The 16832-nt window shown below is 41.5% G+C and carries 20 protein-coding genes; 6 read left to right on the top strand and 14 right to left on the bottom strand.

Annotation, left to right across the window (positions count from 1 at the left end; genetic code table 11):
• Window positions 1–93: IS3 family transposase (locus tag ACERC5_RS02930; protein WP_373660139.1), on the top strand; the 93-nt coding region annotated here is incomplete at its 5' end.
• A 166-nt stretch (window positions 94–259) separates the two neighbouring features.
• Window positions 260–1048, top strand: coding sequence for a pyruvate formate-lyase-activating protein (pflA, locus tag ACERC5_RS02925; RefSeq protein WP_018369101.1), 789 nt, complete (start codon window positions 260–262; stop codon window positions 1046–1048).
• Window positions 1049–1169: 121 nt separating this feature from the next.
• Here the strand turns inward: pflA and ACERC5_RS02920 are convergent, their stop codons facing one another.
• From ACERC5_RS02920 to mnmE, 6 genes are all read right to left on the bottom strand, one after another.
• Window positions 1170–3026: a proline--tRNA ligase gene (locus ACERC5_RS02920; RefSeq protein WP_373660136.1), complete on the bottom strand. Its 1857-nt coding sequence runs from the start codon at window positions 3024–3026 to the stop codon at window positions 1170–1172.
• A gap of 14 nt (window positions 3027–3040) precedes the next feature.
• On the bottom strand, window positions 3041–4288 hold the full coding sequence (rseP, locus tag ACERC5_RS02915; RefSeq protein WP_373660135.1) for an RIP metalloprotease RseP: 1248 nt from the start codon (window positions 4286–4288) through the stop codon (window positions 3041–3043).
• 18 nt (window positions 4289–4306) lie between these two features.
• Window positions 4307–5098, bottom strand: coding sequence for a phosphatidate cytidylyltransferase (locus ACERC5_RS02910; protein WP_373660134.1), 792 nt, complete (start codon window positions 5096–5098; stop codon window positions 4307–4309).
• A gap of 12 nt (window positions 5099–5110) precedes the next feature.
• Entirely contained in the window at window positions 5111–5860 is a 750-nt protein-coding gene (locus ACERC5_RS02905) for an isoprenyl transferase (RefSeq protein ID WP_373660133.1), read from the bottom strand.
• 114 nt (window positions 5861–5974) lie between these two features.
• Window positions 5975–6298, bottom strand: coding sequence for a preprotein translocase subunit YajC (gene yajC / locus ACERC5_RS02900; RefSeq protein ID WP_373657971.1), 324 nt, complete (start codon window positions 6296–6298; stop codon window positions 5975–5977).
• A 272-nt stretch (window positions 6299–6570) separates the two neighbouring features.
• Window positions 6571–7938: a tRNA uridine-5-carboxymethylaminomethyl(34) synthesis GTPase MnmE gene (gene mnmE, locus ACERC5_RS02895; RefSeq protein ID WP_373657973.1), complete on the bottom strand. Its 1368-nt coding sequence runs from the start codon at window positions 7936–7938 to the stop codon at window positions 6571–6573.
• Between the two features lie 65 nt (window positions 7939–8003).
• Here mnmE and ACERC5_RS02890 point away from each other — a divergent pair, with 65 nt between their 5' ends.
• Entirely contained in the window at window positions 8004–8240 is a 237-nt protein-coding gene (locus ACERC5_RS02890) for a DUF3272 family protein (RefSeq protein WP_373660131.1), read from the top strand.
• Here the strand turns inward: ACERC5_RS02890 and birA are convergent.
• The gene (gene birA, locus ACERC5_RS02885) at window positions 8209–9162 is read right to left on the bottom strand and encodes a bifunctional biotin--[acetyl-CoA-carboxylase] ligase/biotin operon repressor BirA (protein WP_373660130.1); all 954 of its coding nucleotides are present in this window, start codon (window positions 9160–9162) and stop codon (window positions 8209–8211) included. The two genes, ACERC5_RS02890 and birA, sit on opposite strands and share 32 nt — an antisense overlap.
• 237 nt (window positions 9163–9399) lie before the next feature.
• Between birA and rplM the strand changes: the two genes are divergently transcribed.
• Window positions 9400–9846: a 50S ribosomal protein L13 gene (gene rplM, locus ACERC5_RS02880; RefSeq protein WP_373657976.1), complete on the top strand. Its 447-nt coding sequence runs from the start codon at window positions 9400–9402 to the stop codon at window positions 9844–9846.
• Window positions 9847–9865: 19 nt separating this feature from the next.
• Window positions 9866–10258 (top strand): 30S ribosomal protein S9, encoded by a 393-nt coding sequence (gene rpsI, locus ACERC5_RS02875; RefSeq protein WP_018369092.1) that lies wholly within the window; start codon window positions 9866–9868, stop codon window positions 10256–10258.
• 111 nt (window positions 10259–10369) lie between these two features.
• On the opposite strand, the gene xerC is transcribed toward rpsI, so the two are convergent.
• The 6 genes from xerC to ACERC5_RS02845 all read right to left on the bottom strand — a co-directional run bounded on the left by xerC (window position 10370) and on the right by ACERC5_RS02845 (window position 15524).
• Complete coding sequence (gene xerC, locus ACERC5_RS02870) at window positions 10370–11590, bottom strand: tyrosine recombinase XerC (RefSeq protein WP_373660129.1); 1221 nt, start codon at window positions 11588–11590, stop codon at window positions 10370–10372.
• A 70-nt stretch (window positions 11591–11660) separates the two neighbouring features.
• The gene (locus ACERC5_RS02865; protein ID WP_373660127.1) at window positions 11661–11921 is read right to left on the bottom strand and encodes a helix-turn-helix domain-containing protein; all 261 of its coding nucleotides are present in this window, start codon (window positions 11919–11921) and stop codon (window positions 11661–11663) included.
• A 64-nt stretch (window positions 11922–11985) separates the two neighbouring features.
• Entirely contained in the window at window positions 11986–13233 is a 1248-nt protein-coding gene (locus ACERC5_RS02860; protein ID WP_373660126.1) for a replication protein RepA, read from the bottom strand.
• 148 nt (window positions 13234–13381) lie between these two features.
• On the bottom strand, window positions 13382–13990 hold the full coding sequence (locus ACERC5_RS02855) for a hypothetical protein (RefSeq protein ID WP_373660125.1): 609 nt from the start codon (window positions 13988–13990) through the stop codon (window positions 13382–13384).
• A gap of 13 nt (window positions 13991–14003) precedes the next feature.
• Complete coding sequence (locus ACERC5_RS02850) at window positions 14004–15164, bottom strand: helicase HerA domain-containing protein (RefSeq protein WP_373660124.1); 1161 nt, start codon at window positions 15162–15164, stop codon at window positions 14004–14006.
• A 3-nt stretch (window positions 15165–15167) separates the two neighbouring features.
• Window positions 15168–15524, bottom strand: a complete 357-nt coding sequence (locus ACERC5_RS02845) for a hypothetical protein (RefSeq protein WP_373660122.1) — start codon at window positions 15522–15524, stop codon at window positions 15168–15170.
• Between the two features lie 258 nt (window positions 15525–15782).
• On the opposite strand from ACERC5_RS02845, the gene ACERC5_RS02840 reads away from it, so the two are divergent.
• Window positions 15783–16325, top strand: a complete 543-nt coding sequence (locus tag ACERC5_RS02840) for a hypothetical protein (protein WP_373660121.1) — start codon at window positions 15783–15785, stop codon at window positions 16323–16325.
• Window positions 16326–16349: 24 nt separating this feature from the next.
• On the opposite strand, the gene ACERC5_RS02835 is transcribed toward ACERC5_RS02840, so the two are convergent.
• Window positions 16350–16694: a helix-turn-helix domain-containing protein gene (locus ACERC5_RS02835; protein WP_373660120.1), complete on the bottom strand. Its 345-nt coding sequence runs from the start codon at window positions 16692–16694 to the stop codon at window positions 16350–16352.
• Between the last annotated feature and the right edge of the window lie 138 nt (window positions 16695–16832).

Raw genomic sequence — 16832 nt, 5'->3', positions numbered from 1 at the left:
AGCGATTATATTTTTTACTACAATAACAAACGAATCAAAACAAAATTAAAAGGACTTAGTCCTGTGCAATACAGAATTAAATCCTTTCAATAATATTTCTTGTCCAACTTTTGGGGGTCAGTACATATTGATTAGCAGGGCTGTTCTAGCACACATTGCCCTATCTCAGGACAGTTTTTATGAGAATTCTCTCACAAGTCTTTCTATTTTTCTAAAAATCTGTTATAATAAGGCTATAAAACGTTTTCAGAGGTGCGCGATGACTGATATTGATTACAGCCAAGTAACGGGGATGATTCATTCGACAGAGAGTTTTGGAACAGTTGATGGACCTGGTGTTCGTTTCATCGTCTTTATGCAGGGGTGCAAGATGCGCTGCCAGTATTGCCATAATCCCGATACTTGGGAAATGGAAACCAACAACTCTCGTGAGCGAACAGTTGCTGATGTGTTAAAAGAAGCTTTACGTTATCGTGGTTTTTGGGGCAAGGAAGGTGGGATAACGGTCTCTGGTGGTGAAGCCTTGCTTCAGATTGAGTTCGTGACAGCCCTCTTTACAGAAGCTAAAAAATTAGGCATCCACTGTACACTGGATACTTGTGCTCTGCCATTTCGCGATAAACCAGAGTACCATGCCATCTTTGACAAACTTCTCGCCGTTACCGATTTGGTGTTACTAGATATCAAAGCCATTGAAAATGAGCGGCATAAACTAGTCACTAGTCAGTCCAACCGCAATATCATTGCTTGTGCCAAATACCTCTCTGAAAAAGGGGTTCCCGTCTGGATTCGCCACGTGCTAGTGCCTGGCTTAACCGATATTGATGAGGATTTGATTGCATTGGGAAAGTTTGTTGAAACTCTCTCAAATGTTAACCGTTTTGAGGTTCTCCCCTACCATACCATGGGTGAGTTTAAGTGGCGACAGCTTGGTATTCCTTATCCGCTGGCGGGAGTTAAACCTCCAACCAAGGAACGAGTGCAAAATGCTAAAAACTTGATGAAGACAGAAAGTTATCAAGATTACATGAAACGGGTTCAGAGCTGATACCCTCACTAAAGCTCAGCTCTTGTCTATTAGTCGGTGAGCTTTAGAGCTGATTTGACTTAAAGTAAAAACCTACCTTCGCTAGCTTTTCAACTAGTGGGTTAGGTTTTTTGTGTCTTAACTATTTCTTCGCTGTTAAAATCGTCAATGTTTCCAACAGGTTTTCGGCATGGACTTCAATGCTATCGCCTGTGGCTTTGATTTTGACTTCAACAATGCCTTCGCTGGCTTTTTTACCAACGGTGACACGAATCGGCAGTCCGATGAGGTCACTGTCAGAGAACTTAGAGCCGACACGTTCGTTTCGGTCGTCTGTCAAGACCTCATAGCCTGCCATTTGCAGGTTCTTTTCGATTTGAGTTGTGAGATGTTGAGAAGCCTCGTCTTTGACATTGACGGTAATCAAGTGAACATCGTAAGGTGCAAGCTCTTCTGGGAAGTTGATGCCCCAAGCGTAGCGGTAGTCACCTTTTGGTGTTTTGTTGACAAATAGCCGAGCGTGTTGTTCAATAACAGCTGATAAGAGACGGCTTACACCGATACCGTAGGATCCCATCACCATCTCGACTGCTTTGCCATTTTCATCCAAAACCTCAGCGCCCATGCTAGCTGAGTAGCGTGTACCAAGTTTGAAAATGTGTCCAATTTCGATACCGCGAGCAAAGTGTAGGGTACCTTGACCATCAGGCGAGAGCTCACCCTCGCGTACCTCACGGATGTCGGTATAATCAGCAGTGAAGTCACGACCTGGGTTAACGCCTGTATAATGGTAGCCATTGCTATTAGCTCCTGCAACAGCGTTAGCCAAGTCCTGTACTTTGCGATCGGCGATGATTTGGATGTCCTCAGGCAGACCAACAGGTCCTAGTGAGCCAAAGTTAGCACCAAGGAATTGTTGAGCCTGTTCTTCTGTCGCAGGCTCCAAGAAAGCCACGCCGAGGTGGTTTTTTAGTTTGACATCGTTAACTTGGTCATTGCCGACAAGAAGTGCGACCACCGGTTTGTCATCAGCCATGAAGAGCAGGGTCTTGATGGTCTGCGTGTCCTCAATAGATAGGAAGCTTGCCACTCCATCAATGGTTTTGCAATTTGGTGTTTCAATCTTGGTCAACTCTTCTTGGGTGACCACTTTTTGTTTTGGCTGGTAGAAATCCGTTGCCATCTCAAGGTTAGCAGCATAGCTGGATTGGTCAGAATAAACGACCGTATCCTCACCAGAGACCATCCATTTGGTCAGCTCTGCCTTGATGTCAGTTAGAACGTCTTCTGGAATCTCCTCAATTGATGGAATCGACTTATCTAAAACTAGCCAGCGACCAAGGTCTGTGCGGTCAGGGGTAATAGCCATGAACTCCTGGCTGTCCTTACCACCCATGGCTCCACCATCACCGATGATGGCTTTAAACTCGAGACCAGCTCGTGTGAAAACCGCCTCATAAGCCTTACGGTAATCTTCGTAAGTCACATCCAGACTATCATAGTTTTGGTGGAAGCTGTAGGCATCTTTCATGATGAACTCACGGGTACGCAGAAGACCATTTCGAGGACGTTTTTCGTCACGGTATTTGGGTTGAATTTGGTAGAGGTTGAGTGGTAATTGCTTGTAAGAGTTGATGGCATCACGTACCAGCATGGTGAAGGTTTCTTCGTGGGTCGGACCTAGGATAAAATCAGACTGATCACGGTTTTTAAGTTTGTAAAGGTCAGCTCCGTAGGTTTCATAACGTCCAGATTCCCGCCAGAGGTCAGCAGTTAGAAGAGCAGGCGCTAACATTTCGACAGCATCTATTTTTTCGAACTCTTCGCGCATGATTTGTTTGGCTTTTTCGATGACACGATTGGCCAGAGGCAGGTAGGCGTAAATCCCAGCGGAGACTTGGCGGACATAGCCAGCTCGCACAAGCAGGGCATGGCTGATGACTTGTGCATCGCTTGGCATCTCACGCAAGGTTGGAATCAATAACTTACTTTGTTTCATGAGTTATTCCTTTCTTAGAAAAAAGTTCGGACAATATCGTTCCAGGTGACCGCAATGGTTAACAGGAGCATCAGTGCGACCCCTGCCAGAGTAATATAGCCTTCTGTTTCTTGCTTGAGAGGCTTCTTACGAATGGCTTCAATGATGTTAAGCAAGATTTTCCCGCCGTCAAGTGCAGGTATAGGCAAGAGGTTGAAAATACCTAAGTTCATAGAGAGCATAGCCATCAGCGTCAACACAGAAAGCAGACCTTCTTTGGCAGCTGAACTGCTCATTTGGTAAATGGCTATTGGTCCACCGAGTTTTGTCACATCAGGCTTCAAAATGAGATTTTTTAGCGCTGTTGCAATAGCGAAGGCACTCTCCCAAGCCATGGCAAATCCACCTTTTAGCTTATCCCAAAACCCTGTTTTGAGGGCAGGGGATACCCCAATGAGGTAGCGGTCATCTTCTTGTTTCGGCGTGATAGTTACTTCTTTTTTGGGGATTCCATCTCCATCTGATAATTCCAGAACCATGGTAGAGCCGCCTGCCTGTACCGCTTGACTCAGGCTTTCCCAATCCGTCACAGGCTGATGATTGATTTGGTAAATTGTGACCTGACCAGATAAACCTGCTTGCGACAAGGGCCCATTGTCCGCTACTAGAAAGGTATTTGACGTATAATCTCTGACGCCACCTTGTAAAAAAGCAATCAAGGTAAAGACAACTATACCTAAGATAAAGTTGTTCATAGGACCAGCAAAGTTAGTCATCAAGCGTCCCCAGACACTGGCGTTCTGATATTGGACGTCGAGTGGCGCTATCCGCACCTCAGTGCCATCTTCTTCGATGATGGTCGCGTTTTGGTCAACAGCATAGCTCTTGGATTCACCGGCAACTAATCCCATCACTTCGAGACTGTCTTCAAGGTCATAACTGGTGATGGCAATCGGAAGAGCTGTTTGATCAACCACACGGTCAGACAAATTGATCCGACTAACTAGACCTTTTTCATTGAAAGATAGGCTGGCAGAGTGTCCAGTTCTAATCTCTGTCTTATCTTCCCCCCAGCCAGTCATACGGACATAACCACCTAATGGCAACAGACGCAGAGTATATAATGTGCCATCAGCCGCTGTATGAGAGAAAATCTTAGGTCCCATGCCAACTGCAAATTCACGGACAAGGATGCCAGCACGTTTGGCAAAGTAAAAGTGTCCGAACTCATGGATAATCACTAAAATACCAAAAATAGCAATAAAGATTATTAGACCTTGCATAATCGCCTCTTTTCTAAGTTAAAATAAGCCAAAGAAGTGCATCAAGGGTAAGACAAAAATGACACTATCAAAACGATCAAATACGCCACCGTGCCCTGGAATCAGCTTACCAGAGTCCTTTACCCCATAGTGGCGTTTGATGGCGCTTTCTACCAAATCCCCGAACTGTGCAATGGCGCTAAATAGTGCGATGAGAGGAAGTGTTCCTAGCAAAGAATAAGGCGTTACTGTTTTTCTAATGAGGATAAAGATGGCGGCAATAAGCATAGCAGACAAGATACCGCCTAAAAAGCCTTCAATACTCTTGTTCGGTGAAATCTGAGGCGCCAAGCGTCGCTTGCCAAATCGACTGCCAATCATATACGCCCCAATATCTGTTGCCCAAATGATAAAGAGCACAAACAAAACATGTTCAATCCCTGCCAAGCGGGCAAGTACCAGATGGTGAAAACCAATACCCATATAAAAACTAGCAGCTATCGCAAATGCCGCATCCTCGAAGCGATAGTTAGGAAAAGTGAAGACCATACCAGCTAAGATGATAAAGGCGATGACTGTAAGAGCTGAAACATTAGCTTGCAACGGTAAGGCACTGAAATAATGTCCCAATGGAACGGTTAGCACAAAAGCCCCCAACGTAGCTAGAGCACCTTCGAATGAAAAAGGCTCTAGTCCTTTCATTTTGAAGAGCTCTGCGACAGCAAGCATGGCTAGCCCTCCCAAGAGAAGGTGCAATGGTAGACCTCCTAAAATCAAAATCGGTAAAAAAATTGCTGCTGCTATCGCTCCATAAATCACACGTTGTTGCATACGCATCCTCCTTTAGATACCGCCAAAGCGACGATGACGACTACTATAATCTCTAATCGCTTGTTCCAGTTCAGCTTCCTTAAAATCAGGCCAAAGCACCTCGGTAAAATAGAATTCACTATAAGCCGCTTGCCAAGGCAAGAAATTACTCAACCGCTCTTCGCCACTGGTTCTGATAATTAAATCTGGGTCCCTATAGTCCATCGGTAAACTAGCGGTCATCAAGTGCTGGCTGATGATGGTTTCGGTGATGTCACAAGGTTCTAATTGTCCTGTTTTAACCTGTTCGGCGATCGCTTGCATGGCTAAGGTTAATTCGGCACGTCCACCGTAATTAAGCGCAAAATTTAAAATCAGTCCTGTATTTTCAGATGTTTGAGCGATTGCGCGTTCCATAGCTTCTAAAGTATCCTTTGGTAGGCGATTCGTTTCTCCCATAATTTGAATACGGACGTTATTTCGATTTAGTTCGGGCACGTATTTGTCAAAAAACTCCACCGGTAATTTCATGATAAAACGAACCTCATCTTCTGGACGAGACCAATTTTCTGTTGAGAATGCATAGACCGTCAACACTTTGACACCGAGTTTGGAGGCAGCAATGGTGACCGCTTGGAGGGCATCCATACCTGCCTTGTGTCCCATGACTCGAGGCTGAAGCCGCTTTTTAGCCCAGCGGCCATTGCCATCCATAATCACCCCAATGTGATGAGGAACCTTTAAATCAGAGAGTTTTTCCTCTTTGTTGAATAAATTAAGCATATGTTTCCTATTTTAGTGTATGATAAGACCATTTTACCATAAAAAAAGCCATTTGTGACAACTCCGTACTCAAACAAAAACTTTCTAGCTGACTAATCTAGAAAGTTCCTTTTGCTACTCTTGATGTTCGACAACAGTCTCTGCTGTTTCTGTTGTTTCAATGCTCCCATCAGCTAATTGAGCTTTTACAACATGTTTAATAGCGATCAACTCATAGGTCAGAAAGATACCGTCAGCATCTAAAACAACCTTGCCTTGATCCGGATCAACATGGTCAATGGTTGCATACAGCCCCCCAATGGTAATCACCTGATCGCCTTTTGATAATTTTTTAAGTTGCTCATAGCGCTCTTGCATTTGTTTGCGCTGTCTGTACTGCATAAAAAAGCTAAAACCTAAAAAAATAGTCATCAAAATTACTAAAATTATTGGGTCCATTTTTAATCTCCTTTTCTATTAACCCTACTATTATAACATTTTAGAAAAAATTTTCAAGAGAAAGCCGTTTATCTCGCTGGGTAACAACCAGGAAAATCGTTGTTTAGAGACCTTTTTTACGATATATTTTCTATCTCTAATGACCCTTGTATATCTAATCACCTTATCTTTATCTACAATGTTTTGGGTTAGGGATGACATCTAGATACAAAAGAATGTTATGACACATTTAAGAAGTCTATTGTACAAAGGCTGTTCAATCGGTCCGTGGGTTATTTGCCTAAGCAGAACTGGCTAAAGAGCTGGGTAATGAGCTCATCTGGCGCAGCGTCGCCAGTGAGCTCTCCCAAGATTTCCCAGCAACGGGTCAAATCAACTTGCAAGAGGTCAACTGGCATACCCATCTCAAGTCCTTCATTGACCGCACGCAAGCTCTCCAAGGCTTTTTCAATCAAGGAAATATGACGGGCATTAGACAAATAAGTCGCATCTTTTTCTACTAACCCTGCTTTATCAAAAAAGAGTTGGTTAATACGGTCTTCAATTTGGTCAATGTTGCGGTTTTCTAATACCGAAATGTCAATCACATCATCTGGAAGTTCTTTGCGCTCAATCTGCTCTGGTAAATCGGTCTTGTTGAGCAGAATGATGCGATTATTGGTCTGACTGAGTGCTAATAACTGCCTATCTTGATCGGTGAGAGGTTCACTGCTATTAAGGACCAGAAGCACTAAATCAGCCTCAGCTAAGGCTTTTTTGGAACGCTCAACCCCAATTTGTTCCACGACATCATCCGTCTCACGAATGCCTGCCGTGTCAATCAACTTCAATGGGACGCCTTTGATATTGACATACTCCTCAATGACATCCCGCGTTGTTCCTGCGATATCGGTGACAATGGCCTTGTCTTCACGTAGAAGGTTGTTTAAGAGACTGGATTTACCAACGTTGGGGCGCCCGATAATGGCTGTAGCTAGGCCTTCTCTGAGAATTTTCCCTCGTTTTGCTGTTCTGAGCAAGTTTTCTAACAAAGCCTGAAATTCAGCCGTTTTCTCACGCACAATAGCGGTGGTCATCTCTTCCACGTCGTCGTACTCAGGGTAGTCGATATTAACCTCAACCTGAGCTAGAGTGGCTAGAATCTCCTGACGAGTGCTGTCAATCAGTTCTCTGAGGGATCCTTCTAAATGACTGACGGCCACCGCCATGGCCTTGTCGGTCTTGGCACGAATTAAATCCATGATGGCCTCGGCCTGGGTCAGATCAATGCGCCCATTGAGAAAGGCTCGTTTGGTAAATTCACCAGGTTCGGCTAATCTAGCCCCATGCTTAATCAGTAGTTGTAAAATCTGATTGGTCACCGCCAGACCGCCGTGGGTGTTAATCTCAACCACATCTTCACGGGTAAAGGTGCGAGGAGCTCTCATCACTCCCACCATCACTTCATCAATGATGGCATCTTTTTCGACAATATGACCGTAGGTCAGGGTATGACTAGCTACTACTTTCAGAGCCTTACCTCTAAAAACTTGGTCAGCGATAGCGATGGCTTGGCTGCCAGACAAACGCACAATGCCAATGGCTCCTTCACCAAGTGGCGTTGAAATGGCTGCAATAGTATCAAATTCTTTTGTAATCATGAATATCCTCGGGTTTAATCCTTTTAGATTATTTCTAGTCATTAGTGACAAACTGGTGGTCAACGTTGCTAAGTTTTGAACAACTGAAACTCGTCAAGTTATGGTATAATACGCTTATGCCAATTCGTCATTTTGTCATAATGGCACTAACATGTGCCATTCAAACCATTCTCTTTACTGCTTCCCTATCAGCTGAGCAATTTTTGCTCACTCTCTTCTGGGGAATTTTACTAGGGCGCAACCTGGTTCGTGTTTATATGATTGACCGCCTCAGTCGCTTGCTTTTGCCTCCCAAGAAGTGAGACTAATCTCACCGCCATGTAGGACAGCTGTCTCGCCAGAAGCTAGCTGTACCACCAGTTCTCCTTTATCAGTGAGGTCAATAGCTGTCGCAGTCACAGCTTGTCCTTGTTCAAAAAAGGCGATCTCACGTCCCAAAACGAGTGACTTTTCCTTATAATAGGCAACCAACTCTTGCTCATCCCTCTTTAGGAAAATGTTCAAAATCTCTGTAATAAGCTGGTAACGAAAAATTGGCGGTTGCTCAGTAAAAAGTGTCCCGGCCCTGTCTCTGAGTTCGTTAGGGAAATCTGTGATGTGGAAATTTAAACCAACACCAATAATCACATCGGTCACCAGCCCTGTTTCGACAGATGTGATTGCTTCAGTTAGCACACCAGCTATTTTTTTTTGCCCGACATAAATATCATTGACCCACTTAATCCCACAAGACCTACCACAGAGCTTGTCAATAGCTTTGACGATACTGGCTGCAACCATCATGGTGTAGGGCGGCAGCTGGGCATGCCTAAGGTTGGGTTTGAGATGGAGGGACATGTAAATTCCGCCTTGTGGACTGGTAAAAAAAGAGCGCCCAAACCGACCAACTGCGGCTGTTTGATGGGAAGCCAAGTACAGTCTAGGCGCAGTCAACCCTTGACTAATGCCGATTCGAGCATCCAGCTGTGTTGACTGGCTGACATGCTGATAGCTAACTGTTAACCCAGAATCTTGCGCGATACGACTCGGTAATAACAGGTCACCAGCCAACCAGCGGTAGCCTTTATTTTTAACCGATTCGATGATGATGCCTTGGTGTTCCAACGCTTGTATCGCTTTCCAAATAGCTGTCCGTGACAGCCCTAAACGATTAGCCAAATCTTGCCCGCGAACAAAATCGGTTGTCTTAATCAGTTCCTCAAACATAATTTCGTAGGTTTTCATAGAGCTATTATACCGTATTTATCCACGAAAAACCAATGAGCAACTTCGACTCAGGAACCTTTGCTGTGTTTTTTGTAAAAAATCAGGTAAATGACTTGACGAAGAACAGTTTATTTTGGTATGATATAAGACGGTATTGTTTACCCCATTTGAAAGGCCCCGGAACCTTCCAAATACCTTCGATGGGACGGAACACCCATCACCTGTAAACAAAAACGAATTCGTATAGGAGACCCCATGAACAAAACAACATTTATGGCTAAACCAGGCCAAGTTGAACGCAAATGGTACGTTGTTGACGCAACTGATGTACCTCTTGGACGCCTTTCTGCGGTAGTTGCTAGCATTCTTCGCGGCAAAAACAAGCCAACTTTCACACCACACACAGACACTGGTGACTTTGTTATCGTTATCAATGCTGAAAAAGTGAAATTGACTGGTAAAAAAGCAACTGACAAAATCTACTACACCCACTCACTTCACCCAGGTGGTTTGAAGGCTATCTCTGCTGGTGATTTGCGTTCTAAAAATGCTGTGCGCCTGATTGAAAAATCAGTGAAAGGTATGTTGCCACACAACACTCTTGGACGTGCACAAGGCATGAAACTGAAAGTCTTTGTTGGTAGCGAGCACAACCACGCTGCTCAACAACCAGAAATTCTTGACATTTCAGGATTGATCTAAGAGAAAGGAGTAACACATTATGGCACAAGCACAATATGCAGGTACTGGCCGTCGTAAAAACGCTGTTGCACGCGTTCGCCTCGTTCCAGGTACTGGTAAAATCACTGTCAATAAAAAAGACGTTGAAGAGTACATCCCACACGCAGACTTGCGTCTCGTTATTAACCAACCATTTGCAGTAACCTCTACTGCTGGTTCATACGACGTTTTCGTTAACGTTGTTGGTGGTGGTTATGCAGGTCAATCAGGCGCTATCCGTCACGGTATCGCTCGCGCCCTCTTGCAAGTTGACCCAGACTTCCGCGATTCATTGAAACGTGCTGGTTTGCTCACACGTGACGCTCGTAAGGTTGAACGTAAGAAACCAGGTCTTAAGAAAGCTCGTAAAGCTAGCCAGTTCTCAAAACGTTAAGAACCAGCTACAATACAGCGTTTATCAACACTTCATGGTTCCCACCATGGGGTGTTTTTTGGTGCATTTTTCCAAGAATTGCCACCAAAGTTGCCACCAAATTCCCACCATTTAATTTTGTAGGTGTCGGTAGGCAATCTCGCCAACTGCCATTGGAACGACGTTTGAAGTGTTGACGTAAGTCTTGGTGGTGATAGTATCACTATGAGTTAGAGCCTCTGAAATCGCTTCTAAGCTCATTCCTGCTTGTTTGGCAAGTGTAGCTCCTGTGTGACGTAGTTTGTGTGGTGTAGCGTGTACCAATTCAGGGTGACGCTTTTCAATTGCTTGCATGCGATAGTTAAGATAATCGTTGTGCAATGGTTTATTAACATTTCCTTTGGTATCAATATAAGTGAACACCAACTGCCGTTCGGTCTGAATGATATTGAACTTACTAAGTTCTTGCTTTTGCTGTATCTTCCAAGACTGTAGCATGGCAATCAATTCTTTTGGAACTTTGAAGATGGTTTTCTTATTTCCTTTGGTTGATTTAATATTGCCGTTTCTATCTAGGGCTTGAACAAGATGGATTTCCTCTTTAGTAAAGTCAATGTGTCGCCATTCAAGTGCATAGCTTTCTGATTTACGGTCGGACAAGAAGAAGGTGGTAAAGAATAGAACGTAATCCTTAAACTCTAACTTTCCTTGTTCAAGGTCAGATGCAATAGCTTTGAGCCATGCTTTTAATTCTTTTTGTGACAAATATAAATCTTCCTCTTGTTTGGCTTCCTGAAGTTGAATTTTTTTGATTGCCTTGATGCGTTTCAATGTTCTGGAAACACGGTTAGCTTCAATATATTCAAGTTCTTCTGCCCAGTCAAACATGGAATTGACATAGCTTCGTAAAGTTTTGAAATTGGCATATTCATTGGCTTTGGCGGTCATCAAGTTAAGGATAACTTGCTTATTTTGATTCAAAAAATCAAGTGAATAATTCCCCAACATCGGCAGAATGTGCTTTTTGAATACGGTAGCAGTATTCTCAATTGTTACAGTCGTTGGTGGTCTATTGGTTGAGGTGGTTTGTCCTGCCTTGTAGGATTCCCACCAAACCGTGTGAAAAAAGTCAGAGAAAAGGATGTTACCATCAATTTCAAATTGTGGTGCAATTTCACCACTGATAGCTTTATCAATTTTAGTCAGCCATTCTAATTCAGCTTGCTTAGCCTCCTTTCGTGTTTTGAAGGTCTTTTCATACATTTTAGTTGAAATCCCTAAAATCGGTTTGACTTCATCAGGAATGTACAAACGCAGACGATAAGTGCTGTTTTTGGTTTTTGAAATGGTCATTGTATTCTCCTATCCTAATCGAGCTAGAAAAATACCGTGGCTCTATTATAAACAAACCACGGTAAAAATGCTACTGATTTTGTAGCCAACGTTTGATTTCGGCTTTATCAAATCGCACTGTTTTTCCCACTCGGATAGCAGGTAAACCTTTTTGAATCCAAGAATCCAGTGTATTGTTCGAGATGCCTAGATAGGTACAGGCTTGTTGCTTATTCAAAAACGGACTTTCAAGATTACTATTTGTTAATCTGTTTTCAATTTCTTGTTTAATCAGCTCGGCAATCAGAAGCTGAATTTGTTTAACTTGTTCATCTGGTAAAATGACTTGCATATTGCTTACCTCTTGTTTATTTCATCGTATTTTGAGATAATAGCAACAACAAGAATAGTTGTGGCTATTGTTGTTTGGTTGAGCTATCGCTGTCAGTCTCGCTTTGGTCGGTGGAGGTGTCAGTGGTAGCTTTTTTGTTTGGGTCGTAGGTATAATCTGAAGTGGTATCATCTTCAGTAATGTAGTCCGTAATCAATGTTTCAAAATCTAACTTCCGTCTAACAAGTTCTAAATAATCAGTCATGGTCATTTTTAGAGTTTTGTATTGATTGTCAGATGTTTTAGTATGGTACACAACTGTGTGAATGCGTCGGTAGAGTTGTTCAATAGGGTCATGTTTTTGTTGCTCCTTTGGTACAAGAAGGTTATAGATTTCTCTAGGGGTAAAAATGCTGGAGATATGAACCTCTGACCAAAGAGCGTAAATGTTAGTATAGCGAGCATGAACCTGGTTAGGGTAAACATCAAGCAGTTTTAAGAAGGTCTGGTAGTCAACATCGCCTTTGAACTCGTCCATGAATAGAATAGGCTCGCCTGTGTAATTATCCAATCCACCTGTACCGTAGTCGGAGAGGACATAGACACTATCATGCCCAAATTCCTTTTTCAAAAGAACCTGCAGAAAGCTCTTTCCTGTGCCCGGCCCCCCCAGGTGCCAATAAATGCTCATTTCTTTAACTAAGGGTGCATTCTCAACCTTCATCTGATAGTAATGTTCTTTAATCATTTTCGAGTATCGCCGATAGGAAAGGTTTTGACGCATAACTTGCTCAGGTGTGAGTCCAGCCGCAAGAAGTTCTTGAATGGTTTCTAAATCAGTACGTTTTCCTTGTTGATTAGCTTCGATAATCCCATGATTCATCATTGGAACAACGGTTGTGTGAGATTTCTCTTCATGCTTACCTGTTTTATTGAGGTAGGAAATGACATCATCACGTGTCCCTCGTGTTAGTTCAACATGGATAGTTGGATAGAGCTTTTTGATGGCTGAAAAGCGTGTTTGGTTTTTGGCTTCTAAAATCAGATGTGAGTGATGCACGTCATTCTCCCCGATTTCATAGTTTGCAGCAGCTGAACGAGTTTCTTCTTTACCATCAACCCATAAATAGATGAGGTGTTCAACCATATCTTGTTCTGAGTAGGTTTTATTTGGGTCAAGGTTAGCACGGAATTCTTCAACTAGTTTTCGTGTTTCGTCTGAATACTTTGATTTATCAAACGTTTTATCATTAAGGTCGAAGAGTTTGTCAATGTTGTTTAAGGTACAACAAAATGAGCTTGCCTTGAACTGGGAATTTAATTCGTTTGTCATTGATTTTTTCCTTATATGTTATTTGTCTTGTCTGCTAAGTGGGGTAAGGGTAATACTGACCTTACCCCACCCCACTTCATAGACAGGGGTAGTTCTAGTTGGTGGTGCTGGTTGGCTTGCTTGCCTCCAGCAGCAGCCACCGCACCAATTATTGTAGATGAAAGCCTTTGTTTTTATTTTTTCTAATTGCAACTGATGAGAATGTCCTACTTTCGTCATCTCTTACAATGTCATTGAACTGGTAATTTTTATCTAAATAATTCAGTTCACGTTTGATTTTTGGCAACAATTCCTCGATTAAGTCAGAGCTTTCTGTGTTAGCAGGGAGTCTTCCTTTTAGAAAAGCCTTTTTCTCATAGTATGTCACCGTTAATGTTAATAATGAGCGGTTTGCTTTTTTAATAATCATCTGCTTAGTGCTTGTGTATCGAGCGGATTCTTCAACTGTTGGCTCAATGTTGATAAGAGTGCAGTATCTACGGATTTTCCAAGTTGCGACATAGGACTTAATGCTATTTCGGAAGTAATCAAAATCTGCATTACGATTGGTGAACTCGAGCAGAATGGTAAAAAATAGCATGGCTACGACGATTACCATAATTAAGCGTAGTGACCAAACAAAAACAAATAGTGGTACAACAGTTGTTAATGCTGTCTTAATCATTACAAACGACAAAAGACGCTCAATAGCAGTAGTTACTAATAATAAAAATACGGAAAAATTGATGAGGTTGTACTGATTGAAATAATGCTTCATAAAATATTTCCTTTCAAATAGAGTAAGTTGGAGTTAGCAAAGGCATGATGTGTGTGCGGTGTTCGCTGTCAGTAAACTTGATGATACCTGTACCAATACCCGCAGGGACGACAATGTTATCAACATTGGTATTTGGCAGCAAGAATTGACAAGTATTAGCGTTCACTTCGCCTAAAATGATAACGCAGTTTAATTGTTCTCGGACAGCTGTATTGCCAGCAAACGCAGTAGCATCGAATCTTTGACTTAATAAGATAAGACTAATATTTGTTTGGCGTCCAAGTAATGCAATTGTTCCAAGTAACTGAGAGAATGATTCACGTGCTTGTTTCGAGCTACCTTGTACTAACGCTAACAATTCATCAATAACAATATAAATACGCTTAAAATGTTTGTTAGGTTGTGTCAACAGCATCTCTTGACGTTCAAAAATTTTATTGATAACTCGTCCAAGAAGTTCGTTAACTTCTGTTATAAAGCTATTCAAGTTAGAACCATGAGTAGGTGCAAAGACCTCTAACCCTAGTTCCTTCCCTAAAAGATAAATATCACTCAGTTTAGGGTCTATACAGATGATTTGGTTTGTTAGCTTTTTCAAGCACAAGATAAGGTAGCGAACAAAGTGAGACTTGCCTGTTCCTGATGCACCTGAAATAGCTAGATGGACTACTTTGTTCATATCTAGATTTATTCCGTTGACTCCGTTTGCCATTAAGGGGATACAATGCTCGGAAACACGTTCATTGATGAAACGGTTAATATCTTTGATTTGTAAACGACTAGGAACACCGTCCAGCCATGGGAAAAAGAATGCTCGTGCTTGATTTGGATTATCAGTATCATAGGGAACAAAATAGGCGTTATTCTGAGGTAATAATGTCTTATAGGGATAAAGAATACCAGCACAAATCGCATATAGATTGAAATAAAGTTGGGAGTTTATCGGATACGATACAGGTAAGTTAGGAATAAATAGCATGCCACTATCATTACTCAAAACTTTAATATCAAATGAATTGAGATAAGAGGATTCATCGTTAATATCAAGAGCGTTATTCAAGTTTCGTAAAATAAATTGTGCTAAAGTATATCTATCTTTACCAAAATCAGCAGTATCAGGAACAACCGCTCCTGATACTTTCTGAACTTGGCTTTTAGGGTTCACAAAAGCCATAAGTTATTTCCCTTTCTTAATGCCTGTTGCTCGAAAATAGACCTGACCATAGTTGTTTTCATAGGCCTCTAACCCTTCAAATGTGACGGTATCGCCAATCTCGAACCCATTTAAATCAGGTTTGTTTTCTAATGCAAACTTTACCTTAAAAGGGTTTTGAGTGTCAGTAGCGACATAGACATAATGAGCCTGTACATTATTAGTACGTTTCATCTTTTCTTTGCCGTTCACAATTTCGCCAGTCTGGACAAATTCAAATTGGTCTTCTAATTGCTTTCCAGCGAGTTTGACCACCTCATCGTCAAGAAGTTGTTGAGCAAGGCTAGAACTGTAGCCATTTGATTTTTTATAGAATGCCATATAAGCATCCTCCTTTCTTAGTAAAAATATATTATTTTTGAGGATAGCAACCACTGTTTGCTACAGATTTACTGTAAATTTCGTGACGTCGTCATTTACACTAATAGCATAACAGACATAAACGTTTTTATCAACAGAAAAACGACTAAATAAACGTTTTTAAAATAAGCGGTTGTTGACTTTCATGCATAAATCCTTTATAATTGTGGTGTAACTTATGATTTTAAAAAAATATTAACCGTTTATGAAGGGGGTTATATGTCTAAACCATCAATTGATAGCAAGGAATTTAAGGGAAAAACTTATTATACTAGTGCTTATCTGAGAAAAAAGCTCTATTTATCATCAGATAGAGCTCGAGCAATTATGTTAAATTATGAAAACGATCCAGACTTGGGAACAAATCCTAAATTTTATTCTGAAGATGTGATTGACAAAATTATTAATGATTATTATAGTGATGATGTGAAGTTTAGAACTTTGGAAAAGAGAAAAGAGAAAGCAGAGCTGAAGCGTGCAGAGGAGGAAAGAAGGGACTATGATAAATCTGAACTGTTATCTGATGAGGATGCTGTTGACTGGTTTCTGACGACAAAACGTGTGGAAAAGGAGCTTGTACCGACGATGTTAAAAAATTTATTTTCGGCATTAGGTAAAGAATTCGATATGGAAACATTCTATAATGATATTATGAAGGTGGAGAAATACAAACGTGTTGTGGGTGACTACGGTATTCCTCGTCCATTAGATATTGTTGAAGCAGAGGAGCGACTGTTAAGTAATGATGGTTACCTGAAATAAATAAAACAACCGCTAGATGATTTTCTAGCGGTTTTGATTATTGATGTTACGTAATAAGGTGTTGATAGCTTCAACAATGCTATCACGTTGAGCATCAGGGAGTGCTAATAGTTGTTCAATCAAATTATCAACTTCTTGACTTTGATTTGGAAAATCAAAATTGAAAAAGGTTGCCTCGTCAACGTCAAGTGCTGAGATTATTTTGCTAAGGGTCTGAATTTGAAAGTTATACTTTTGTTTTTCAATATTATGGATATGTTTTGTTCCAAGCCCTGCCAACTCTGACAGTTTTTCTTGGCTCAATCCTTTTTGTTGTCGTAAGTATCTAATTCTTCCTGCTATAAATGCTTGTAACTTATCTTTGTTCATGATTTTAACCCTTTTCTTACTATTTTAAGGGTAAAAAAACAAAACAAAAGTACGCTATATTGCACTTTTTTGTGAATTATTTATTGAATGTTGCACTTAAAGGTGGTAAAATAGTGTAGTATATGGGGTAGTTCTTCT

This window comes from Streptococcus sp. E24BD, assembly GCF_041807825.1.
In the GTDB taxonomy this organism is placed as follows: domain Bacteria; phylum Bacillota; class Bacilli; order Lactobacillales; family Streptococcaceae; genus Streptococcus; species Streptococcus entericus.
The sequence above is the reverse complement of the archived record's forward strand: the minus strand, read 5'-3'. Positions and strand labels throughout refer to the sequence as shown.